Annotated in this window: 22 protein-coding genes, 1 tRNA gene and 1 riboswitch; of the genes, 16 read left to right on the top strand and 7 right to left on the bottom strand. The window is 60.1% G+C overall.

Annotation, left to right across the window (positions count from 1 at the left end; genetic code table 11):
* The first annotated feature begins 10 nt into the window (after positions 1–10).
* Genes AC07V0_RS08800 through AC07V0_RS08790 form a run of 3 tightly spaced genes read left to right on the top strand, consistent with a single transcriptional unit; the run spans position 11 to position 3,018 of the window.
* The gene (locus AC07V0_RS08800; RefSeq protein WP_018926792.1) at positions 11–469 is read left to right on the top strand and encodes a tripartite tricarboxylate transporter TctB family protein; all 459 of its coding nucleotides are present in this window, start codon (positions 11–13) and stop codon (positions 467–469) included.
* Position 470: 1 nt separating this feature from the next.
* Entirely contained in the window at positions 471–1,985 is a 1,515-nt protein-coding gene (locus AC07V0_RS08795; protein WP_064619745.1) for a tripartite tricarboxylate transporter permease, read from the top strand.
* Entirely contained in the window at positions 1,978–3,018 is a 1,041-nt protein-coding gene (locus AC07V0_RS08790; RefSeq protein WP_018926794.1) for an AbrB family transcriptional regulator, read from the top strand. Before AC07V0_RS08795 ends, AC07V0_RS08790 begins: the two co-directional genes overlap by 8 nt.
* Positions 3,019–3,050: 32 nt before the next feature.
* Here the strand turns inward: AC07V0_RS08790 and ung are convergent, their stop codons facing one another.
* On the bottom strand, positions 3,051–3,743 hold the full coding sequence (gene ung / locus AC07V0_RS08785) for a uracil-DNA glycosylase (protein WP_019580851.1): 693 nt from the start codon (positions 3,741–3,743) through the stop codon (positions 3,051–3,053).
* A 132-nt stretch (positions 3,744–3,875) separates the two neighbouring features.
* Between ung and dspII the strand changes: the two genes are divergently transcribed.
* The gene (dspII, locus tag AC07V0_RS08780) at positions 3,876–4,988 is read left to right on the top strand and encodes an enoyl-CoA hydratase/isomerase DspII (protein WP_086944827.1); all 1,113 of its coding nucleotides are present in this window, start codon (positions 3,876–3,878) and stop codon (positions 4,986–4,988) included.
* A gap of 50 nt (positions 4,989–5,038) precedes the next feature.
* Here the strand turns inward: dspII and AC07V0_RS08775 are convergent, their stop codons facing one another.
* Together AC07V0_RS08775 and AC07V0_RS08770 are read right to left on the bottom strand one after the other, a co-directional pair.
* Positions 5,039–5,482: a hypothetical protein gene (locus tag AC07V0_RS08775; protein ID WP_082920899.1), complete on the bottom strand. Its 444-nt coding sequence runs from the start codon at positions 5,480–5,482 to the stop codon at positions 5,039–5,041.
* Between the two features lie 212 nt (positions 5,483–5,694).
* Positions 5,695–5,934, bottom strand: a complete 240-nt coding sequence (locus AC07V0_RS08770) for a hypothetical protein (RefSeq protein ID WP_495019545.1) — start codon at positions 5,932–5,934, stop codon at positions 5,695–5,697.
* Between the two features lie 281 nt (positions 5,935–6,215).
* Positions 6,216–6,316, top strand: a riboswitch (guanidine-I (ykkC/yxkD leader).
* Positions 6,317–6,378: 62 nt separating this feature from the next.
* Between AC07V0_RS08770 and AC07V0_RS08765 the strand changes: the two genes are divergently transcribed.
* The 12 genes from AC07V0_RS08765 (at position 6,379) to AC07V0_RS08710 (ending at position 19,582) form a co-directional block, all read left to right on the top strand.
* Positions 6,379–7,446, top strand: coding sequence for a putative urea ABC transporter substrate-binding protein (locus AC07V0_RS08765; protein WP_064619754.1), 1,068 nt, complete (start codon positions 6,379–6,381; stop codon positions 7,444–7,446).
* A gap of 17 nt (positions 7,447–7,463) precedes the next feature.
* Positions 7,464–8,279, top strand: a complete 816-nt coding sequence (locus tag AC07V0_RS08760; RefSeq protein WP_064619757.1) for an ABC transporter permease — start codon at positions 7,464–7,466, stop codon at positions 8,277–8,279.
* 19 nt (positions 8,280–8,298) lie between these two features.
* Entirely contained in the window at positions 8,299–9,087 is a 789-nt protein-coding gene (locus AC07V0_RS08755) for an ABC transporter ATP-binding protein (RefSeq protein WP_018926801.1), read from the top strand.
* A gap of 12 nt (positions 9,088–9,099) precedes the next feature.
* A complete protein-coding gene (locus tag AC07V0_RS08750; protein ID WP_064619763.1) occupies positions 9,100–9,825 on the top strand; it encodes an urea amidolyase associated protein UAAP1 in 726 nt (241 codons plus the stop codon).
* Positions 9,826–9,836: 11 nt separating this feature from the next.
* Complete coding sequence (locus tag AC07V0_RS08745; protein ID WP_018926803.1) at positions 9,837–10,478, top strand: urea amidolyase associated protein UAAP2; 642 nt, start codon at positions 9,837–9,839, stop codon at positions 10,476–10,478.
* Positions 10,479–10,801: 323 nt separating this feature from the next.
* Positions 10,802–14,434, top strand: coding sequence for an urea carboxylase (uca, locus tag AC07V0_RS08740; protein WP_086944826.1), 3,633 nt, complete (start codon positions 10,802–10,804; stop codon positions 14,432–14,434).
* 25 nt (positions 14,435–14,459) lie between these two features.
* On the top strand, positions 14,460–16,238 hold the full coding sequence (gene atzF / locus AC07V0_RS08735; protein ID WP_086944825.1) for an allophanate hydrolase: 1,779 nt from the start codon (positions 14,460–14,462) through the stop codon (positions 16,236–16,238).
* Between the two features lie 122 nt (positions 16,239–16,360).
* On the top strand, positions 16,361–16,579 hold the full coding sequence (locus AC07V0_RS08730) for a cysteine-rich CWC family protein (protein WP_018926806.1): 219 nt from the start codon (positions 16,361–16,363) through the stop codon (positions 16,577–16,579).
* 33 nt (positions 16,580–16,612) lie between these two features.
* Positions 16,613–17,305, top strand: coding sequence for a pseudouridine synthase (locus tag AC07V0_RS08725; protein ID WP_018926807.1), 693 nt, complete (start codon positions 16,613–16,615; stop codon positions 17,303–17,305).
* Between the two features lie 316 nt (positions 17,306–17,621).
* Entirely contained in the window at positions 17,622–18,506 is an 885-nt protein-coding gene (locus tag AC07V0_RS08720; RefSeq protein WP_018926808.1) for an alpha/beta fold hydrolase, read from the top strand.
* 182 nt (positions 18,507–18,688) lie between these two features.
* Positions 18,689–18,762 (top strand) — tRNA-Gly (locus AC07V0_RS08715).
* 265 nt (positions 18,763–19,027) lie between these two features.
* On the top strand, positions 19,028–19,582 hold the full coding sequence (locus AC07V0_RS08710) for a hypothetical protein (RefSeq protein ID WP_018926809.1): 555 nt from the start codon (positions 19,028–19,030) through the stop codon (positions 19,580–19,582).
* A 51-nt stretch (positions 19,583–19,633) separates the two neighbouring features.
* Here the strand turns inward: AC07V0_RS08710 and AC07V0_RS08705 are convergent, their stop codons facing one another.
* Genes AC07V0_RS08705 through ctaD form a run of 4 tightly spaced genes read right to left on the bottom strand, consistent with a single transcriptional unit; the run spans position 19,634 to position 23,143 of the window.
* Positions 19,634–19,951 carry a cytochrome C oxidase subunit IV family protein gene (locus tag AC07V0_RS08705; protein WP_007935708.1) on the bottom strand — a complete coding sequence of 106 codons (318 nt, stop codon included), beginning with the start codon at positions 19,949–19,951 and terminating at the stop codon, positions 19,634–19,636.
* Between the two features lie 13 nt (positions 19,952–19,964).
* Positions 19,965–20,678, bottom strand: a complete 714-nt coding sequence (locus AC07V0_RS08700) for a heme-copper oxidase subunit III family protein (RefSeq protein ID WP_026286474.1) — start codon at positions 20,676–20,678, stop codon at positions 19,965–19,967.
* Between the two features lie 6 nt (positions 20,679–20,684).
* Positions 20,685–21,371, bottom strand: a complete 687-nt coding sequence (locus AC07V0_RS08695) for a cytochrome c oxidase subunit 3 (RefSeq protein WP_086944824.1) — start codon at positions 21,369–21,371, stop codon at positions 20,685–20,687.
* On the bottom strand, positions 21,368–23,143 hold the full coding sequence (gene ctaD / locus AC07V0_RS08690; protein ID WP_086944823.1) for a cytochrome c oxidase subunit I: 1,776 nt from the start codon (positions 23,141–23,143) through the stop codon (positions 21,368–21,370). Before ctaD ends, AC07V0_RS08695 begins: the two co-directional genes overlap by 4 nt.
* Between the last annotated feature and the right edge of the window lie 27 nt (positions 23,144–23,170).

Genomic DNA, 23,170 nt, shown 5'->3' with positions numbered 1-23,170 from the left:
GGAGTTCCCCATGCTCATACAACGCATTTTTGCTTCGGTGCTGTTGCTGGCCTGTGTCGGCCTGGCGCTGATGGCGTGGCCGTATCAAGCGGCTTTTTCCTACGAACCGGTCGGGCCTCGCGCCTTCCCCCTGCTGATGCTCGGCCTGATGGGCCTGGCTTTGCTGTACATGGTGTTTCGGCCGGCGCCGATCGTGCACAGCGATGACGACCCAAAACTGGACCGCGAAACCCTGATCAAGATCGGCATCTGCGTGGCGCTGTTGCTGGTGTTCGCCGGGGCCTTCGAACCCCTTGGTTTCATCGTCGCCAGCATTCTGATCGGGGTCCCGATGGCACGCCTGTATGGCGGCCGCTGGCTGCCCAGCGCGGTGATCATCAGCCTGATGGCCATCGGTCTTTATCTGCTGTTCGACAAGTTGATGGACGTGCCACTGCCGTTGGGCGTGCTCGACGTTCTGGAGAACTGATATGGATACTCTTGGCTATTTGGGTCAGGGCTTCGGCGTTGCGCTGAGCCCGTACAACCTGGTGACCGCACTGTGCGGCACCTTGATCGGCACCGTCGTCGGGCTGCTGCCGGGGCTGGGGCCGATCAACGGCGTGGCGTTGCTGATTCCGATCGCGTTCGCCCTCGGCCTGCCACCGGAGTCGGCGTTGATCCTGCTGGCGGCGGTGTACCTGGGTTGCGAATACGGCGGCCGGATCAGCTCCATCCTGCTGAACATTCCGGGCGAAGCCTCCACCGTCATGACCACCCTCGACGGTTACCCGATGGCCCGCAAGGGTCTGGCCGGTGTAGCGCTGTCGCTGTCGGCGTGGAGTTCGTTCATCGGTGCCTTCATCGCGACTTGTGGCATGGTGCTGTTCGCCCCGTTGCTGGCGAAATGGGCGATTGCCTTCGGGCCGGCGGAGTATTTCGTGCTGATGGTGTTTGCGATTGTCTGTCTCGGCGGCATGGCCGGCGACCGACCGCTGAAGACCTTCATTGCAGCGCTGATCGGTCTGTTTCTGTCGAGCGTCGGCATCGATGCCAACAGCGGCGTATACCGCTTCACCGGGGATAACATTCATCTGACAGACGGCATTCAGTTCGTCGTGCTGGTATTGGGCCTGTTCTCCATCAGCGAAATCCTCTTGCTGCTGGAAAAAACCCACCGTGGCCAGGAAGCGGTGAAAGCCACCGGGCGCATGATGTTCAACTTCAAGGAAGCCTCGGCGGTGTTCGTTGTAAACGTCCGTTGCGGTTTGCTGGGCTTCATCATGGGCGTATTGCCGGGTGCCGGCGCGACGCTGGCCAGCGCGGTGGCCTACATGACCGAGAAACGTATCGCCGGCGCCAAGGGCACTTTCGGCCAAGGCGACATGCGTGGCCTCGCGGCTCCGGAAACCGCCATCGGTGGCGCAGCCTGCGGTGCCCTGGTGCCGATGCTGACCCTCGGTGTTCCGGGCTCGGGGACCACGGCGGTGATGATCGGCGCACTGTCGCTGTACAACATCACCCCGGGCCCGCTGTTATTCCAGCAGCAGCCAGACATCGTCTGGGGCCTGATCGCGTCGTTGTTCGTCGCCAACGTGATGCTGGTGATCCTCAACATCCCGATGATCCGCATCTTCACCCGCATCCTCGCCGTGCCGAACTGGGCACTGGTGCCGGTGATCGCGATCATCACCGGGATCGGCGTCTACGCCGTACACGCCACCACCTTCGACCTGTTCCTGATGATCGGCATCGGCATCTTCGGCTACATCCTGCGCAAGCTGGACTTCCCGTTGTCGCCGGTACTGCTGGGCTTCATCCTCGGTGGTCTGATGGAACAGAACCTGCGTCGCGCGCTGTCGATTTCCAACGGTGCACTGGAAATCCTCTGGTCGAGCCCGATCACGTTCGGTTGCTGGGTGCTGACTGCCATCATGTTGCTGATGCCGCTGCTGCGCATCTGGCGCAAACGTTCGGTCGCCCGGCGCGCTATCGCCGATGCCTGATCGAACACCCTTCAAAGCCTGGTGGGGTACACCGCTGGTCGGTCTGCTGGGCGGTTACCTCGCCAGCCAGATCGGCTGGCCACTGCCGTGGATGGTCGGCTCGTTACTGGCGATCATCCTCGTGCGCTGCCTGACACCCTGGCAACTGGCGGAAATCCCTGGCGGGCGCAAGTGCGGCCAGTGGGTTGTCGGCATCGGCATCGGCCTGCACTTCACCCCGGTGGTGATGGAGCAGGTGCTGAGCCACTTCGGTCTGATCTTCTTCGGTGCGTTGGTCACCAGCCTGTCCGCGGTGGTCGGGGTCTGGTTGATGCGGCGTACCGGCGAAGATCGCGCCACGGCGTTCTTTTCCAGCATGCCCGGTGGCTCCGGGGAGATGGTCAACCTCGGCGCCCGCAATGGCGCGGTGCTCAGCCGTGTCGCGGCGGGACAAAGCTTGCGGGTGCTGGTGGTGGTGCTGTGTGTGCCAGCGGCGTTCAAGTATCTGTTGGGCGACGGTGCGCCGGCCTTGCATGCAGCGACCGTCAACTGGTGGTGGCTGGCCCTTCTGTTCCCGGCGGGCGCCCTGGCCGCCTGGATCTGGGAGCGCCTGCGGCAACCCAACCCCTGGCTGTTCGGGCCGTTGCTGGTGAGTGCGGCAGTGAGCATTGGTTGGGACCTGCACATCGGCTTGCCCAACGGCGGCAGTCAGATCGGCCAGTGGCTGATCGGCAGCGGGTTGGGCTGCCACTTCAATCGACAGTTCTTCCGACGGGCACCGTCCTTCATGGGCCGGACCCTGATCGGCACGGTCTTGACCATGTTGATCGCCACGCTGGCGGCACTGGGGTTGAGTGTATTGACCCATCTGGATCTGCGTTCGCTGACGCTGGGCATGATGCCCGGCGGGATTGCCGAGATGAGTTTGACGGCTGAAACCCTGCAACTATCGGTACCGCTGGTGACGGCGATGCAGGTGATGCGGCTGTTGTTCGTGTTGTTTTTGGCAGAGCCGTTGTTCAGGTATTGGAACCGGGAGCCGGATTCCGTCTGATATGAGCCCCCTCGCCACACTCTTCACACTCTTCACACCGGCGGCAACCGCCACTCGATCGGCGTCTCGCCATTCTGTTCCAGAAACTTGTTCGCCCGACTGAAATGCCCGCACCCGAGGAAGCCGCGATAAGCGGACAGCGGTGACGGGTGAACCGACGTCAATACCAAATGCTTGGTGGCGTCGATGAGTTTCTGCTTGCTCTGGGCATGCGCGCCCCACAGCAAAAACACCAGATGCGGCTGGTGCTCGCTGACCACTTCGATAATCCGGTCGGTAAAGTGCTGCCAGCCCTTGCCCGCGTGGGCGTTGGCATTCGCCCGCTCCACGGTCATGGTGGTATTGAGCATCAACACGCCCTGCTCTGCCCAACTCTGCAGGTAGCCATGGTTGGGGATGTCGATGTTCAGGTCGCGTTTCAACTCTTTATAGATGTTCACCAGCGACGGCGGCGCCGGTACACCCGGTTGCACCGAGAAGCACAGCCCATGGGCCTGACCCGGGCCGTGGTATGGATCCTGCCCGAGGATGACCACCTTGACCTTGTCCAGCGGCGTGGAATTGAGCGCATTGAAAATCAACGGTCCCGGCGGATAGATCTCCTTGCCCGCCGCGCGTTCCTGTTGCAGGAAAGTGCGCAACTCTGCCATGTAAGGCTGGTCGAATTCGGCACGGAGGGCCTCCTTCCAGCTCGGTTCGAGTTTGATACGGTCGTCAGCAGTCATGGTTACATCCGGCAAAAACAATGGGGCGAACCCTAGGAAAGCCCATCACGCTTGTCAATTGATCTGACGCAGATCCGGCATTTTCCTATAGAGCGATCATACTGAACGCTCAAATTCCCGATCGAGGTCATGATGAATCTGCACTTCGAAGAACTCACCGGCACCGACGGCGCACGCATCGGCATCGCCAGCCTGGATGCCGAAAAGTCCCTCAACGCCCTCTCCTTGCCGATGATCAACGCCTTGCGCGATCAACTGGACGCCTGGGCCAAGGAACCACAGATCGTTTGTGTACTGCTGCGCGGCAATGGCGACAAGGCCTTTTGCGCCGGCGGTGAAGTGCGCAGTCTGGTGGAAGCGTGTCGCGCCCATCCCGGGGAAGTACCGCCCCTGGCTGCGCACTTCTTCGCGGCAGAATATCGCCTCGACTTCAAGTTGCACACCTACCCGAAACCGTTGATCTGCTGGGGTCATGGTTACGTGTTGGGTGGCGGCATGGGGCTGCTGCAAGGGGCGGGCATTCGGGTTGTCACGCCGAGCAGCCGACTGGCGATGCCGGAGATCAGTATCGGTTTGTACCCGGACGTCGGCGCCAGCTGGTTTCTGTCGCGGCTGCCCGGCAAGCTCGGGTTGTTTCTCGGCTTGACCGGCGCCCGGATGAACGGTCGCGATGCAATCGATCTGGACCTCGCGGACCGCTTTTTGCTCGATCAACAACAGCCGGAGCTGATCGAAGGTTTGCTGCAATTGAACTGGCAGGAACAGACCGCCATGCAGCTCAACAGTCTGCTCAAGGCCTTGCAACAAGAAGCGCTCGTAAAAATGCCCGAAGCGCAGTGGCTGCCGCGACGCCAGCAGATCGACGAGTTGCTGGATGTCAGCGACGTTCGTTGTGCCTGGAAGGCCATCAGTGCGCTACGCGTTCATAAAGACCCGCTACTCAGTCGTGCGGCCTGCACCATGATTGAAGGCTCGCCCCTGACCGCTCATCTGGTGTGGGAACAGATCGCCCGCGCCCGGCACCTGTCGCTGGCTCAAGTCTTTCAGATGGAATACACCATGAGCCTCAATTGCTGCCGTCATCCGGAATTCAGCGAGGGCGTGCGCGCGCGGTTGATCGACAAGGACCAGAAACCTCACTGGCACTGGCCGGATATCAACACGGTGCCGGAGGCGGCGGTGGAAGCGCATTTTCACAAGGTCTGGGAAGGTCGGCATCCGTTGGCCGATCTGTCGGAATACTGAAATCCGGGCACAAAAAAGCGGCGCTTCATGCGCCGCTTTCTATTGAGGAGTTAGCGACGGCCGCCTCGGCCATCGTTATCGCCATGATCGCCTCTTCCGCCATGGTGATCCCGTCCACTGTGGCCCCGGGAATCGTCGTTCCAGTTGCCGCGACTACGACCATCCCAACCGTCGCGACGACCATCCCAACCACCGCGGTCATGACGGTCCCATCCGCGACTCTGGTTGCCGCGGTAGTCGTAATAGCGCGGTGCCGGTTGATAAACCCGCGGCTGGTAGTAATAACGTGGCGATGGCTGGTAATACCGTGCAGGCGGCGAGTAATACCTGCGCGGAGCTGTGTAGTAACCACCATCGGAGTAATACGGCGCTGGGGACGTGTAGACATCCGAGCGGTAGTAGCTGTCGCCATCGGAATAGGGCACGCACGCACCAAGAAACAATCCCGATAGAACGATCAGCAGAATATGGCGGAGCTGTTTTCGACAGAGCATGGCGGCCTCCTGGACCGCGAGTGAGCCACACCAGCGACGCTGGCAGGCGACAGTCAATTGTTCGGCGACTGTCGAAAGATCAGACAGTGAAATCGGGATCTGGTGCGTTTCTGTAACACGCCGATACAAGTAGCCGATGAAAGGTTTTTCATCCTGCGCAAAAGAAAACGGCGCCTGCGTAAGCCGCAGGCGCCGTTGTGCTCATGAGCCGTTTAGCGATGCCCGCGATCGTGATCACCATGGTAATAGCGAGGCCCACTGAAATAGTAGTAACGATAACCCCCGTAAAAGCGTGGGCCGCCGTAGTAGTAGTAAGGTGAGTAGTAATAGCCGGGGTAGTAATAAGGTGCCGGATAAACATCGGCGCCCCCTACATAGTAGTAACACCCGGACAGACCCAAACCAAAAAACACACTGAGCAGTATTTGGCGGAGCTTTTTCTGACAGAACATGGAGGCCTCCTGAAAGACCTGCAACGGCAGTCGAGTCACACCTGTTTTGACTTTAAAACAGGCACCGAGTGCCTGATCGCATCGACCTTCAGATCAGCGGCTAGCTGTCCTTCTACGGTGCATACCCATGCGCTGCGCACCATGACAAGGCAAAGCGCCCTCCCCTGGTTGTCTCGCCCTCCCTTCCATGCCCCCAGCCAGAGCGCTCAAGCCGACTTGGCACGGCTCTCGCTTAACCAAAGACGTGCAGGAGTCATCACAGGTTCGCGGCACCACAATTTGCAATGGCTGACTAGGGTTCCGGCTCGCAATCGCGAGTGACTGGTCCGAGAGTTGGCGACCTCCAGTTGAGGTTACACGGCGGGACAAAAGCCCGGGAGACAAGCCACCGTTCGCGGTGCCGCTGCCTTCCTGTCCGCCCTTGATCAACTGGAGAACCATCCCATGTCCCGACTTCGTTTACCCGCCCTGCTCGCCGCTGCTTTTGCAGCCCTCGTGAGCGTCTCGTCCCACGCCGCACAGAAAGACCATTTCAGCGTCTGCTGGACGATTTATGCCGGCTGGATGCCTTGGGAATATGCCGGCAGCCAAGGCATCGTCGACAAATGGGCGAAAAAGTACGGCATCAAGATTGATGTGGTGCAGCTCAACGACTACGTCGAATCCATCAACCAATACACCGCCGGCCAGTTCGACGGCTGCACCATGACCAACATGGACGCGCTGACCATTCCGGCTGCCGGTGGCGTCGACAGTACGGCGCTGATCGTCAGCGACTTCTCCAACGGCAACGACGGCATCGTGCTCAAAGGCGAAGGCAAGAAAGTCGCTGACCTCAAAGGCATGGACGTCAATCTGGTGGAGCTGTCCGTGTCCCACTATCTATTGGCCCGTGCTCTGGATTCGGTAGACCTCACCGAGAAGGACCTGAAAGTGGTCAACACCTCCGACGCCGACATCTCCGCCGCCTTCAACACCGAGCAGGTCAACGCTGTCACCACCTGGAACCCGATGCTCTCGGACATCAAGGCCAAGCCTGCGGTGACTGAAGTGTTCAATTCCAGCCAGATCCCCGGCGAAATCATGGACATGATGGTGGTCAACAGCGCCACCCTCAAAGACAACCCGGCCCTGGGCAAAGCCCTGACCGGCGCCTGGTTCGAAGTGGTCGCGTTGATGAACGCGAAAAACGCCACCAGCCAGGCCGCCCTCGAACACATGGCCAAAGCTTCGGGCACCGACCTGGCCGGTTTCCAGGCGCAACTAGACACCACCAAACTGTTCGCCACGCCCAAAGAAGCCCTGGCGTTCTCCACCAGCAAGCAACTGCCCGACACCATGCGCAAGGTCGCCGAGTTCTCGTTCCAGCACGGCTTGCTGGGTGAAGGCGCCAAGGACACCAGCGCCATCGGCATGGCCTTCGCCAATGGCGTGACCAGCGGCGATAAAGGCAACCTCAAGCTGCGCTTCGACCCGACTTACGTGCAGATGGCCGCCGACGCCAAGCTGTAAGACAGGAGGAGCTGGCCATGCGCCTGATCAATCGCCACCCGGATCGCCCGAGTCGCCTGCTGTTGGTGATCCTGCCGTTCGCCCTGGTGCTGTTCGCCTACTTCATGGGCTCGGCCGAACGGCTGATGGACAACCCCAACGACAAACTGCTGCCCAGTGCCGTGCAGATGACCGACGCGGTGAAACGCCTGGCCTTCACCGCCGACGCCCGCACTGGTGAATACCTGCTCTGGCAAGACACCGCCTCCAGCGTGCGGCGGTTGGCCATCGGCCTCGGCATCAGTGCGCTGGCCGGGCTGTGCCTGGGCATCGCCGCCGGTACGCTGCCGCTGTTTGGTGCGCCGTTGTCGCCCGTGCTGACGGTGCTGTCGATGGTGCCGCCGCTGGCGATCCTGCCGATTCTGTTCATCGTGTTCGGGTTGGGGGAGTTGTCGAAAGTGATGCTGATCGTGATCGGCATCACCCCATGCCTGGCCCGTGATCTGGAACAGCGCGCCCGGGAAATTCCGCTGGAATTGCTGATCAAGGCGCAGACCCTCGGTGCTTCAACCTGGACTCTGATGCTGCGCGTGGTGCTGCCGCAATTGCTGCCGCGCCTGCTGATCTCGTTGCGACTGATGCTCGGCTCGGCGTGGTTGTTTTTGATCGCCGCCGAAGCCATCGCCTCCACGGACGGTTTGGGTTACCGGATCTTCCTGGTGCGCCGCTACTTGGCGATGGACGTGATTCTGCCCTACGTGGCGTGGATCACCCTGCTCGCCTGGCTGATGGACTGGGGCCTCAAGCACCTGACCCAACGGGCCTTTCCCTGGCACCAAGGTGCCTCCAAATGAGTTATGAAGAGGCGCGGGCATGAGCTTCATCACAGTGAAAAACGTCTGGCAGCAATACGCCGATCAGGTGGTGCTTGAAGGGCTGAACCTGAGCGTCAACGAAGGTGAGTTCTGCACCTTGGTCGGCGCGTCGGGTTGCGGCAAATCGACCTTCCTGCGGCTATTGCTCGGCCAAGAACGCGCCAGTCGTGGCGAGATTCTGTTGGACGGTCAGGCATTGGCTGGCGAACCGGATTCGAGCCGTGGCGTGGTGTTCCAGCGCTATTCGGTGTTCCCGCACCTGACCGTGCTGGACAACGTCGCCCTCGGCCTCGAACTGCCGCGCTCGCCATTACTGGGGCGGTTGTTCGGCAGCACTAAGAAAGAGGCACGCGATCACGCCTCGGTGTTGCTGCACAAAGTCGGCCTTGGCCATTCACTGGACAAGTACCCGGCGCAGCTCTCAGGTGGTATGCAGCAACGACTGGCGATTGCCCAGGCGCTGATCATGAAACCCCGCGTGTTGCTCCTCGACGAACCGTTCGGCGCCCTCGATCCGGGCATCCGCAAAGACATGCACAGCCTGCTGCTGGAGCTGTGGCGCGAGACGCAACTGACGGTGTTCATGGTCACCCACGACCTGTCCGAAGGTTTCAGTCTCGGCACCCGCTTGCTGGTGTTCGACAAGGTCCGTGTCGACCCGCACGCCCCCGGCGCCTATGGCGCACGCATCACCTACGACATCCCTTTGAACAGCGACCGCCGCGCCAACCGCGCCGCCGTCGACGCCCTGCCAGCTCAGTTGGCAGGCACGCTTCGTATCGCTTAGAGGAATCTGCACATGACTGATTCGACCCAACTGTTCCCGCCGTTCGCCGAAGAAATGCTCCCCGGCGGCGGCCATCGTTCATTCGTCCTGAGACGCGGCCAATTGCTGCGCCTGACCGACCTGCGCGGCGGTGCCAACGTCAGCCTGACGTTGCTCAACGCCAACGAAAAAACCGAACGCCTGAATCTGCCCGACAGCCTCAAATGCCAACACACCGCCAAGCTCACCACCGGCCATTGCCTGTACTCGGACATGGGCCGCGTGCTGGCGGCCATCACCGCCGACACCTGTGGCTGGAGCGACAGCCTCGGCGGCGTGCTCTGCGCTGAAGAAGTCGCACAAAAATATGGCCAGGGCCGCTATCAAGAGCTGCGCAACGGTTTCTTCCGCAACGGCACCGACAACTTGTTGGTGGAGCTGGGCAAGTGGGGACTGGGCCTGTCCGACCTGCTGATGACGCTCAACCTGTTCAGCCGGGTGAACGTCGATGAGGCTGGCCGCTTCCACTTCGTCGAAGGCAATTCCAAGGCCGGTGATTACATCGAGTTGTACGCGCCGATGGACACCCTGGTGGTACTCACCGCGTTGCAACACCCGATGGATCCGTCGCCGGAATACGCACCGAAACCGCTGAAGCTGAGCTGGATGAACGCCGATGCCAGCGTCGCCGAACACTGCCGCACCTCGCGCCCGGAAAACGAGCGCGGCTTCATCAACACCGACCGTCTGTTCGCCTGAGGATCGCTGCCATGTCACTCGCTATCGCCACCGCCCACAAGCAACCGGAAACAGCGGTCTACCGCGCCACCATCGCCGCCGGTGAACCCTGGCTGATGGAGGTCAAGGCCGGCCAGACCCTGCGTATCCTCGACCTGGAAGGCAATCAGGCGGTCGACACTTTGTTCTACAGCCTTGCCAATCCCAAGGAACGCTATGACGTGCAACGCACGTTGCGTCGGCAGAACAGCGTCTACCTGAGCACCGGCAGCGTGCTCTATTCCAACCTCGGCAAGCCAATGCTGACCATCGTCGAAGACACCTGCGGGCGTCACGACACCCTCGGCGGTGCCTGCGCGCAAGAGAGCAACACCGTGCGTTACGCCCTGGAAAAACGCTACATGCACAGCTGCCGCGACAACTACCTGCGCGCCTGCGCCCACGACGGGCGCCTGGGTAAGGGCGACATCGGGCCGAACATCAATTTCTTCATGAATGTGCCGGTGACGGCCGATGGCGGGCTGACGTTTGAAGACGGGATTTCAGCGCCCGGCAAATACGTCGACCTGCGCGCCGAGATGGACGTGATCGTGCTGATCTCCAACTGCCCGCAACTGAACAACCCGTGCAACGCCTACAACCCCACGCCTGCGGAGCTTTTGGTATGGAACTGAAACTTGCGCGTTTGCGGCGGTGGTTATTTGCCCTGTGTCAGGCCCGCTCCGGCCAGTGCCTCAAACAACGCTGATCCCTGTGGCGAGGGAGCTTGCTCCCGCTGGGTCGCGAAGCGGCCCCAAACCCTGCTATCGCGCTATGTCTGACGGACCACAGCAGCAGGTTTTGCGACTGCTGCGCAGCCGAGCGGGAGCAAGCTCCCTCGCCACAAAAAAGCGTGAATTTTGTTCATCCGGGACGGCCCGGGTGCATCTCGAAAAACTGCGGGACGGCCCGCATCCCAGGTCGAGGCTGATGCGCTATCGCCTCCAGGGGTTATGCCATGTTCGAAAAAGTCCTCATCGCCAACCGTGGCGCCATTGCCTGCCGCATTCTGCGGACCCTGCGAGAGTTGCAGGTCAAGGGCGTCGCCGTTTACTCCGAAGCCGACGCCGCCAGCCTGCATATCCTGCACGCCGATGAAGCTCACAGGCTAGGTGAAGGCGCCGCGGTCGGCACTTACCTTGCCGTGGACAAAATCCTCGCCATCGCCAAATCCACCGGCGCTACGGCGATCCATCCCGGCTACGGATTCCTCTCGGAAAACGCCGCGTTCGCCGAGGCCTGCGAAGCAGCCGATATCGCCTTCATCGGCCCCACGCCAGAGCAACTGCGCGTGTTTGGCCTCAAACACACCGCCCGCGCCCTGGCCAAACAACACGGCGTGCCGATGCTCGAAGGCACCGAACTGCTCGACAGCCTTGACGCGGCATTGATCGCCGGCGAACAGGTCGGCTACCCGGTGATGCTCAAAAGCACCGCCGGCGGTGGCGGCATCGGTATGCGCGTGTGCCGCAGCGCCGCCGAATTGGGCGAATCCTTCGAAGCGGTCAAACGCCTCGGGCAGAACAACTTCAGCGACGCCGGTGTGTTCATCGAGAAGTACATCCAGCGCGCGCGACATCTGGAAGTGCAGGTGTTCGGCGACGGCCAGGGCGAGGTGATTGCCCTCGGCGTGCGCGACTGTTCGGTGCAGCGGCGCAACCAGAAAGTCCTTGAAGAAACCCCGGCACCCAACCTGCCCGACGGCATGGCCGAAGCGCTCTGCCTTGCCGCGATCAAACTCGCCAAGGCAGTGAATTACCGCAGCGCCGGCACCGTGGAGTTCGTCTTCGACAGTGACGCCCAGCGTTTCTATTTTCTTGAAGTGAACACCCGTTTGCAGGTGGAGCACGGTGTCACCGAGCAAGTGTGGGGCGTGGATCTGGTGCGCTGGATGGTGGAACTGGCGGCCGGAGATTTACCGCCATTGAACGCATTGAGCCAAGGCTTGAAAGCCGACGGCCACGCGATCCAGGCAAGGCTCTACGCCGAAGATCCGGGGCGCGATTTTCAACCGAGCCCCGGTCTGCTGACGGCGGTAAGTTTCCCCGTCGCCGATGGCAAACACCTGCGCATCGACACGTGGGTCGAGGCCGGTTGCGAGATCCCGCCGTACTTCGACCCGATGATTGCCAAGGTCATCCGCTGGGCGCCGACTCGCGAAGAAGCCCGCGCTGACCTGCTCCAAACCTTGGGCGACAGCCTGTTGTACGGCGTGGAAACCAACCGCGATTACCTGCGACAGATTCTGCTCGATGCGCCCTTTGCCAGCGGCCAGCCATGGACCCGTTGTCTGGAAGCGCTGGTCTACCAGGCCAACACCTTCGAGGTGATCAGCGCCGGCACCCAGACCAGCGTTCAGGACTATCCGGGGCGTCTTGGTTACTGGGCGGTGGGCGTGCCGCCGTCGGGGCCGATGGACAGTCGTGCATTGCGTTTGGGTAATCTTTTACTGGGTAACGATGAAGGCGCAGCGGCCCTGGAAATCACCATGAGCGGGCCGATGCTGCGCTTCAATTGTGATGCGGTTGTGGCGGTGACCGGTGCGCAGATTCCATTGACGCTGAACGGCGAAGCGGCACCGATGAACACTGCGCTGCTGATTCCGGCCGGGGCCACAGTACATCTCGGCACAATCGCCGGTGCAGGCGCTCGCAGCTATCTGTGCCTGCGCGGCGGCCTGCAAGTACCGGACTACCTGGGCAGCAAAAGTACCTTCACCCTCGGTCAGTTCGGTGGCCATGGCGGTCGTGCGTTGCGTGCCGGGGACGTGTTGCATGTGCCAGCCTTGATCGACCGTAGCGCGGGTGTTCAATTGCCTGATGAGCAGGTCACCGAGTTGCCGGCCGTGCGGCAAATTCGGGTGATCTACGGCCCCCATGGCGCGCCGGAATACTTCACCGAACACTACATCGGCACCTTCTTCGCCACTCAATGGGAAGTGCATTTCAACTCCAGCCGCACCGGTGTGCGGCTGATCGGGCCGAAGCCGGAATGGGTACGGGCCGACGGTGGCGAAGCCGGGTTGCATCCCTCGAATATTCACGACAATCCGTACGCCATTGGCGCGGTGGATTTCACCGGTGATATGCCGGTGATCCTCGGTCCCGATGGTCCGAGCCTCGGTGGGTTCGTCTGCCCGGTGACGGTGATCGAAGCGGATCTTTGGCAGCTCGGGCAGCTCAAGGCTGGAGACAAGGTGCAGTTCCAACCAGTCGATCTCGAGACCGCCCGTAACCTCGCCTTGAAATGGGATTCCTGTGGGAGCTGGCTTGCCTGCGATGAAGTTGATGCGGTGTCTGATCGGGCCTCATCGCAGGCAAGTCAGCTCCCACAGGGGGTTGTGTCGCCTGTGATGCTGGATATCGGCCAGGGAGATACACGGTTGGTCGCCCGGTTGTCGGGGGATACTCACCTGTTACTGGAAATCGGCGCACCGGAACTGGACCTGGTCCTGCGCTTCCGCGCCCACGCGCTGATGCAGGCATTGCAAGGCAAACGCCTGCACGGGGTGATCGACCTGACGCCGGGCATCCGTTCGCTGCAGGTGCATTACCAACCGGAGCAACTGCCGCTTGCCGATCTGCTGGGCATCGTCGCCGGTGAGTGGGACGCCGTGTGCGCCGCCAAAGACTTGCAGGTTCCCTCACGCATCGTGCACCTGCCGCTGTCGTGGGATGACCCGGCTTGCCAGTTGGCCATCGAGAAATACATGACCACCGTGCGCAAGGACGCCCCATGGTGCCCGAGCAACCTGGAGTTCATCCGCCGCATCAACGATCTGCCGAACCTCGACGAAGTGCAGCGCACGGTGTTCGACGCCCGCTATCTGGTGATGGGGCTGGGCGATGTCTACCTCGGCGCTCCGGTCGCCACCCCGCTCGACCCACGGCATCGCCTGGTCACCACCAAATACAACCCGGCCCGCACCTGGACCGCTGAAAACTCGGTGGGCATCGGTGGCGCCTATATGTGCGTATACGGCATGGAAGGCCCCGGTGGTTATCAATTCGTCGGCCGGACCTTGCAGATGTGGAATCGCTACCGCGAGGTCGCCGCGTTCGATGGCAAACCGTGGCTGCTGCGGTTCTTCGATCAAATCCGCTTCTACCCGGTAAGCGCCGATGAACTGCTGCGCATTCGACGGGATTTCCCGCTCGGGCGCTTCGCTCTGAACATCGAGCACAGTCAGTTGAACCTGGCGGATTACCAGGCGTTTCTGGCGAAGGAAGCCAACAGCATTGCGGCGTTTCGAGATCAGCAAAAAGGTGCGTTCAACGCCGAGCGCGAGCGCTGGATCGCCAGCGGTCAGGCGCATTTCGACAGTGAAGAACCGACGCCGCAAGTGACCGAAGAGGCGCTGTTGGCCGACGGTCAGCAGAGCATCGACAGCCACATCGCCGGCAACCTCTGGCAGGTTCAGGTGGAGGTCGGCAGCCAAGTGGTCGCCGGTGATGTGCTGGTGATTCTGGAGTCGATGAAGATGGAAATCCCGCTGCTCGCGCCCATGGCCGGTGTGGTGCGCGAGATTCGTGTGCAACCGGGTTCGCCAGTGCGCGCCGGACAGCGCGTCGTGGTGCTGGAACTCGACTGAAGCCATTTCAACAAGGATCTGAACCATGAACATCAATCTGCAACTCGACGCCCTGCGCAACGCTTACCGTGACGGCCACATCACGCCTCGGCAATTGCTGCCGAGCCTGCGGGAAAAAGCCGCGGCGCTGAACCCGGACTATCACTTGTTCATCCATTTACTCAGCGCCGAGGAACTGGAACCGTACCTCGCCGCCCTCGATGGTCGTGACCCAGGCAGCCTGCCGCTGTACGGCGTGCCGTTCGCGATCAAGGACAATATCGATCTGGCGGGCATTCCGACCACGGCGGCGTGCCCGGCGTTTGCCTACGTGCCGGAACGTTCGGCGACCATCGTCGAGCAACTGCTGGCGCTGGGCGCGATCCCGCTGGGCAAGACCAATCTCGACCAGTTCGCCACCGGCCTCAACGGCAGCCGCTCGCCGTATGGCGCTTGCCCGAACAGCGTGTTGCCGGAATATCCGTCGGGCGGTTCCAGCGCCGGCTCTTCACTGGCGGTGGCGCTCGGCGTGGCGAGTTTTGCCCTGGGCACCGACACCGCAGGTTCCGGGCGCGTACCGGCGGCGCTGAACAATCTGGTCGGTTTGAAAGCCACCAAAGGGCTGATCTCCACGGCCGGGGTGGTTCCGGCCTGTCGCACGCTCGATTGCGTCACGACCTTTACGGCCACAGCCCGGGAAGCCAGTCAATTGTTGGCACTGACCGCTCATCTCGACCCACGGGATGAATACAGTCGCAGCAATCCGCTGTGGAATGACGGCTCGGCCTTCGGCACGCCGCGCGCGTTTCGTTTCGGTGTGCCCCGTGCGCAGGACCTGGCGTTCTTCGGCTGCCCTGAAGGCCCGTTGTTGTTTGGCGACGCCATCGACCAGCTTAAAGCCCTGGGCGGTGAAGCGGTCGAACTGGATTTGTCGCCCTTCCTGGAAGCGGCGCGGTTGCTCTACGAAGGGCCATGGGTGGCCGAGCGTTACAGCGTGGCCGGCAAATTGATGGAGCAAAATCCTCAAGCCGTGTTGCCAGTGATTCGTGCCGTGCTGGCCAAGGCCCCGGCGGTGACCGGCGTGCAAACCTTCCGCGCCCACTACCGGCTGCAAGCCTTGAAGGCGCTGTGCGACAGAGCATTGGTGGGCCTCGACTGCGTGCTGACGCCAACCATTGGCCGTCCGGTGACATTGGCGGAACTTGCCGCCGAACCGGTACTGCGCAACTCGGAACTGGGCTACTACACCAACTTCATGAACCTGCTCGACTACGCTGCCGTCGCCGTGCCCAGCGGATTGATGGGCAATGGTTTGCCATGGGGCGTGACCTTGTTTGGTCGCGCGTTTACCGATCAGTATCTGTTGAGCGTGGCAGATGCCCTGCAACGTCAGCAGGGCCTGGCGTCACCCGCACCGGCCGCCATCGCGCACAATGACCGGGCACGACTGGTGGTCTGCGGCGCGCACCTGGAGGGGCTGGCGCTGAACTGGCAACTCAAACAGCGTGGAGCGCGGCTGGTAGAAACAACTCAGAGTTCTCCCGACTATCAGCTGTATGCCTTGGCCGGCGGCCCACCGTATCGCCCCGGCATGGTCCGCGTTAAAGAGGGCGGCGTGGCGATTGCGGTGGAAGTCTGGGAATTGCCGAGCAGTGAGCTGGGGTCGTTCCTCACCGGGATTCCTGCTCCACTGGGACTGGGCAAGGTGCAACTGGCGGATGGGCGTTGGGAGAGCGGGTTTATCTGTGAGCCGTATGGGCTGGACGGGGCGGTGGAAATCAGTCATTTGGGCGGGTGGCGGGCGTATTTGAAAAGCCTGGGTTGATCGCCTGATCACCGGCAAGACTCCTTCAGGAATGTGCGAGCGTTAGCTTGCACATGGCAGCTTGCGGGACGATCATGCGCAGCTCGGGCCAAGCAAACCGGCCATTACCGAATGACCCTTTCATGAATAAGCCAGACCTCTGCCCGGCCTGCGGCGCTTCCAACGACTGCAGCCTGGCCGACCCACGAACCGTCGATCGTGCCTGCTGGTGCTACGGCGTCAGCATCGACCCGGCGGTGTTCGAAACGCTGCCGGCCGAGCTGCGTGACAAGTCCTGCCTGTGCCCGGCCTGCGCCCGGGTCGAGGCGCAGTTGCAAGCAACCGCCTGGCCGATCACGTAACATACGCAGCCCTTTTCCCACCGATCCCTGGCCATGCGCGTTGACCGTTTCCTCAGCAACCTGCCCCGCTTCAACCGCAAGCAGGTACGCCTGTTGCTGGTGGAAAAGCGCGTCAGGGTCGACGGAACTATCGTCAGCGACCCTCACGCCGAGGTTCTCGAGTTCAGCCGCGTGGAAGTCGACGACGAAGTGCTGCAGGTCGGTAAACCGGCCCGCTACTTCATGCTGCACAAACCGCCCGGCTGCGTCAGTGCGACCCGCGACCCGCAACACCCGACGGTGCTCGACCTGATCCATGAAGCGGACAAGGATGACCTGCACATCGCCGGTCGCCTGGACTTCAACACCACCGGCCTGATGCTGATCACCAACGACGGCACCTGGTCGCGACGCCTGACCCAGCCACAGACCAAACTGCCCAAGGTGTACTACGTCGAGACGGAGCAGGAGATCACTGCCGACTACGCGATCACGTTCGCCAAAGGCCTGTACTTCGCCTTCGAAGACCTTACAACCCAGCCTGCCGAACTGGTCTTGCTCGGGGCAAAATCGGCGCGCCTGAGCATCGTCGAGGGCCGTTATCATCAGGTAAAACGGATGTTCGGCCACTTCGACAACAAGGTATTGCGCCTGCACCGCGAACGCATGGGGCCGCTGCTGCTCGACGACGCGCTGAAGCCCGGCGAATACCGGCCGTTGAGCATCGAAGAGATCCGATTGATCTAAGCCGACGACCGCTCAGCAGAAGTTGTCGAACATTTTTCGAAAGATACTTGCGCGATGACGTGACCCCTGCTTGAATCAGGACGTCGGCGCGAAATGTGACCGGCGAGTCACCAAAACTACTCTAAGAAACTTTTTGCCGGCAGAGAACCCTCAGGTTCCGCCTTCCCCCGGCAAACTGCCCGCTTATAACAATACCCGTCGACCGGCGTGCAATGGATCGACATGGGCCTTCAAAAATTCCAGGCGTATGCCTACCTGTCACAAAGCTCGTGCAATCTGATTTGCGCGCATACCCGCTTGCCAGGAGTCTTATGTCATGAGGCCAGAAATCGCTGTGCTGGATATACAGGGTCAGTATCGGGTTTACACGGAGTTCTATCGCGCAGACGCCGCAGAAAAGACCATCATTCTGGTCAACGGCTCGATGTCCACGACTGCGTCGTTTGCCCAAACCGTGAAAAACCTTTATCCGCAGTTCAATGTGGTGTGCTACGACCAGCCCTACGCGGGCAAGTCCAAGGCTCACAACCTGCATGAGAAAATGCTGACCAAGGAAATCGAAGGGCAGATCCTCCTGGAGCTGATCGACCACTTCGCCGCCGAACACGTGCTGTCGTTCTCCTTTGGTGGCGCCGCCACGCTCGTCGCCCTAGCCCACCGGCCACGGCGCATCGAAAAGGCTGTGATCAGCTCGTTCTCGCCGGTGGTCAACGAGCACATGCTCGACTACCTTCAGCGCGGTGTCGATTACCTCGGCAACCGGGACGGTGACCGCGTCGGCCATCTGGTGAACAGCACCATCGGCAAACACCTGCCTTCGCTGTTCAAGCGCTTCAACCACCGTCACGTCAGTTCGTTGGCCGAACACGAATACGGGCAGATGCACTTCCACATCAGCGACGTGCTCAACAGCGACCGCAACTGCTACCTGAACGCGGCAAAGAAAATCAATGTGCCAGTGCTGTTCATGAACGGCGAATGGGACGAGTACACCGCCCCCGCCGATGCCAGGCTGTTCGCCGGCCATGTGCAACACAGCACCTTCAGCACCCTTCAGGCCACCGGCCACTTCCTCGACATGGAACACAAAACCGCTTGCCAAGACAGCCGTAACGCACTGCTGGGCTTCCTGAAACCGACGCAACTCGAAAGCCGACCGCGTTACCAGTACGTCCAGGACCACCATGCATTTGCAATCTGAAACAGAGTCATCGCGAGCAAGTCCCGCCCTACTGTGTTGAACGCACTCCCGTAGGCGCGAGGCTTGCCCGCGAATGACCGCCAAGCGGTCCCTGTTTGTGTTTCACCCGACGCTAAAGCCATCGCGCATAAAGAAAAACTTCAAATCCGCGCTCACATCTGGTACAAAGTCAGCCGCTCTGAGCGGGTGTCGTATAATGGCATTACTCCAGCTTCCCAAGCTGATAACGAGGGTTCGATTCCCTTCACCCGCTCCAATCAGATTTCAGTCTCACGTCGTTTCTTGACGGGGGATGCAAGTAAAGAAAAAACCGGCCTTGATGGCCGGTTTTTTTGTGCCTGGGATTTGGGGGCCCTCCAGTCCTTGACACCTCCGGCCCCGCATACTAGCGAATGCTATACTTCCTACGGATTGCATGAAGTGTGCAACGTTCCCCACGGGCGCAGATACCGACTGCAAATCTCAGTTTACGGCTGCGGGACAGAGGAGGCCTACGGCCAACACGAGATGGGAGGTGTGGCATGAACCGACACTATTACATCAGTGACAATCTCGACGATCTCGAAGCCCTTGAAACCGAACTGGAAGCCAACGGCATCAATACCGAACAAATTCATGTGCTCAGCGAACAAGTGGCTGATGTTGAAGAACATCATCTCCACGAGGTCAACTCGTTGATGAAACAGGATGTTGTTCACTCTGGCGAGATTGGTGCAGTGGTTGGTGTGCCACTCGCAGCGCTGATCCTTGGCGGTGCCTATTGGCTGGGCTGGACCGAAACCGCCGCAGGCTGGGTACCTTTTATCTTCCTTGCCATTGTTATATTTGGCTTCTGCATCTGGGAAGGCGGCTTTTTTGGTATTCAGGTACCTAACGCGCACTTCCGCAACTTTAAACAGATGGTGGAAGACGGCAAACATATCTTCTTCGTGGATGTTGATCCGAATCAGGAGCCGGTATTGGATCGGGTCATTGAACATCATCCAAAACTGAAGATCGCCGGCACGGGTACGGCATCCCCTCACTGGACAGTCGCCTGGCTGCACAAATGGCATCAGTTCAAGCGAACGATATAACGCCATTTATTGCGGGTTGACCCCGGAGGCTCAAAGCCCTCCGTAAGCTGTTTATTGACCGAAGAAGATGACCCGGCTGAGGAAAACATAATCCGCCTCGGTGGCCATCAACCCGACGAGCACCAGCAAACACAACGGTGGCACCAATATGGCGTAGACCATGGCCAACCGTTCCCAGGCCATGTGCATGAAGATGGAGACAATTAAACCTGCCTTCAACAACATGAAAGTGATAATCAGGGCCCACCGAAGGTAGCCATGGAAGTGAAAATAATCGACCAGATACGACATCGTGCTGAGGACGAATAACAGCCCCCAGATTTTGAGGTACAAACTGATCGGATGTTGTTGACCCTGAGCATGCGCCATCACCCGCGCTCCTCTACCATAAATAGAAGAAAGCAAAAATAAACACCCACACCAAGTCCACGAAGTGCCAGTAAAGCCCGGCTATTTCGACGTTCTGATAATTTCCGGAGCGCTCATAATCTCCTCGCATGACTTTCATCGCCACAATGCTGAGGTAGATGGCGCCGATTGACACATGCAGTCCGTGAAAACCGGTAATCATGAAGAAGCTGGCCCCAAATTGCGCCGCGCCCATGGGGTTCCCCCAGGGACGCACGCCTTCGGCGATAAGCTTGCTCCATTCAAATGCCTGCATGCTGACGAAGGTCACGCCCAAGGCAGCGGTCGCCAGCATCAGGGCTGTGGTTTTCGCGCGATCACGGCGATAGGCGAAGTTAACAGCCATGGCCATGGTGCCGCTGCTGCTGATCAGCACAAAGGTCATGATGGCAATCAGAATAAGCGGGATTTCTCTACCGCCAATCGTCAATGCGAACACTTCACTAGGGTTCGGCCAAGGGGCGGTGATGGTCATGCGGACCGACATGTAGCCGGTTAAAAAACAGGTGAATATAAACGTGTCGCTAAGCAGGAATATCCACATCATCGCCTTGCCCCAGGGGACCTGCCTGAAAGCCTCCCTATCCGAGGCCCAGTCGCTGGCGATGCCCTGCCATCCCGGGGCAGGCGGCGGGCTTGGTGGATTGGATGAACTTGACTCGGCCGGTGCTAATGGGTGCGATGCCATGGCTTTTCACCTCAGGCCGCAGAATCTGGCGATGGCTTCATAGGTTTGCGGCGTGCTGGTCAGCAGCGCGAAGAGCACGAACCAAAGACCCAATAAGTAGTGCCAATAGGTGGTACAGAGCTCTACGCTGACGCGCAGTTGCGGCAACGGCACGTGACGCAGGAATTTAGCGACGGTTATGCCCCAGGCAATCAGCCCGCCCAGCAGGTGAAGGCCATGCACACCGGTCAACAGGTAGAAGAAACTGTTGGCCGGATTACTGGCGACAAAGTAGCCCCAGGCGACAAACTGCTGCCAGACCCAGAGTTGCCCCACCAGAAAGGCAATTGCAAATACCCCCCCCACTACAAACCCCATGACCGTTGCGTCCAGTCGATCCTGTCGGGCGGCCATGCGCGACCACTGCAGTGCGATGCAACTCAGTACCAGAAAAGCCGAATTCACCCACAACGGCCATGGGTTGGCTAAAGGCGCCAAGGGGTCTGTCAGGGGGAGCCAGTCGGCCATTTGTGAGCGGGCAATGAAGGCGAGCAGGAAGAGAAAGAATAACGAACTCACCACAGCCAGAAACAAGCGCAGGCCTACCCTTGCGGTTCGGCTTCTATCGGCGTCGGCCTGAATACCTTCAGGATCGCGATTCCAGCTGCCGCCGGGGTCAGCGTCGTCGGCGTTTCTCAATAGCAGTCTGTTCATGTTTTAACGTCCGCTATCTTGGTTCCGGCACTGAGTTGCCGCATTTGCTCCAGCTCCTCGGCAGAGACCGTTTGCGGCACGAAATCCTGCTCTATCCCCGGCACGCTGTAGTCATAGGCCCAGCGATGCACCACCGGCAGTTTCGCTCCCCAGTTACCGTGTACCGGTGGGGTGTTCGGTGTTTGCCATTCCAGGCTGGCCGCGCCCCAGGGATTACTGCCTGCGGGCTTACCTTTAAATACACTCCAAGCCATGTTGAACACGAACAGCAACTGGGAAACGCCGACGGTCAATGCGACCACCGTAATGAAGGCATTCAACTCTTGCGCCGACTGCGGGATGAACGCGTAGTTTTCATAGGCGTAGTAACGGCGCGGCATACCCTGGAAACCCAAGTAGTGCATGGGGAAGAAAATGGCGTAGGTACCCAGAAAGGTAATCCAGAAATGCAGCTTGCCCAGGGTGTCGTTAAACATGCGCCCGGTGACTTTCGGAAACCAATGATAGATGCCGCCGAACACCACCAGTACCGGTGCGACCCCCATGACCATATGGAAATGGGCGACGACGAAATAGGTGTCCGAGAGCGGAATGTCCACGATCACATTGCCGAGAAACAACCCGGTCAGACCGCCCACCAGGAAGGTGACGATAAAGGCCAGGGCAAACAGCATCGGCACGGTCAGATGAATGTCGCCCCGCCACAGGGTCAACACCCAGTTATAGACTTTCAGTGCAGTCGGCACTGCGATGATCAAGGTGGTGACGGCGAAGAAAAAGCCAAAGTACGGGTTCATCCCGCTGACATACATATGGTGCGCCCAGACCACAAAGCTGAGCACGCCAATCGCAATAATCGCCCACACCATCATTCGGTAGCCGAAGATATTTTTACGCGCATGGGTGCTGATCAAGTCGGAGACCAGACCAAATGCAGGAAGAGCCACGATGTAGACTTCCGGGTGGCCGAAGAACCAGAACAGGTGCTGGAATAATATCGGGCTGCCGCCCTGATGATTGAGCTGTTGCCCCAGCGAGATGATCGCCGGCATAAAGAAGCTGGTACCCAATAGCTTGTCGAACAGCATCATGACCGCGCTGACAAACAACGCAGGGAAGGCCAGCAAGGCCATGATCGACGCCATGAAGATTCCCCATACGGAGAGCGGCATGCGAAACAATGTCATGCCGTGCGTGCGTGCCTGCAATACCGTGGTGACGTAGTTCAGCCCGCCCATGGTGGCGGCGACAATAAAAATCGCCAGAGAGACGAGCATCAGGACAATGCCCCACTCGACCCCCGGTGTCCCCTTGGTGATGGACTGCGGCGGATAGAGCGTCCAGCCCGAACCGGTGGGACCGCCCGGCACAAAGAAACCGGCGAGCAATACCAGTACCGCCACCAGGTAGAACCAGTAGCTCAGCATGTTGACGTAGGGGAAGACCATGTCGCGGGCGCCCACCATCAGTGGGATCAGATAGTTACCGAAGCCACCCAGAAACAGGGCCGTCAGCAAATAAATGACCATGATCATGCCGTGCATGGTCATCGCCTGATAGTAAGTATTGGCGTCCATGAACGCCAAACTGCCAGGGAAGCCTATCTGTAAGCGCATCAAGTCGGACAACACCACGGCGATAAGCCCCACGAACAGAGCCGTCAAGGAGTATTGAATGGCTATGACCTTGTGGTCCTGACTCCAGATGTATTTGGTCAGGAAACTTTTAGGCTCGTGCAGTGCTTCTGTTTCGGCTTGCTCCGCATAGGCCATCACGTCATCCTCCTGTCGAAGTTTCGG

It is taken from the genome of Pseudomonas sp. GW821-FHT01E10, assembly GCF_059422365.1.
The sequence above is the reverse complement of the archived record's forward strand: the minus strand, read 5'-3'. Positions and strand labels throughout refer to the sequence as shown.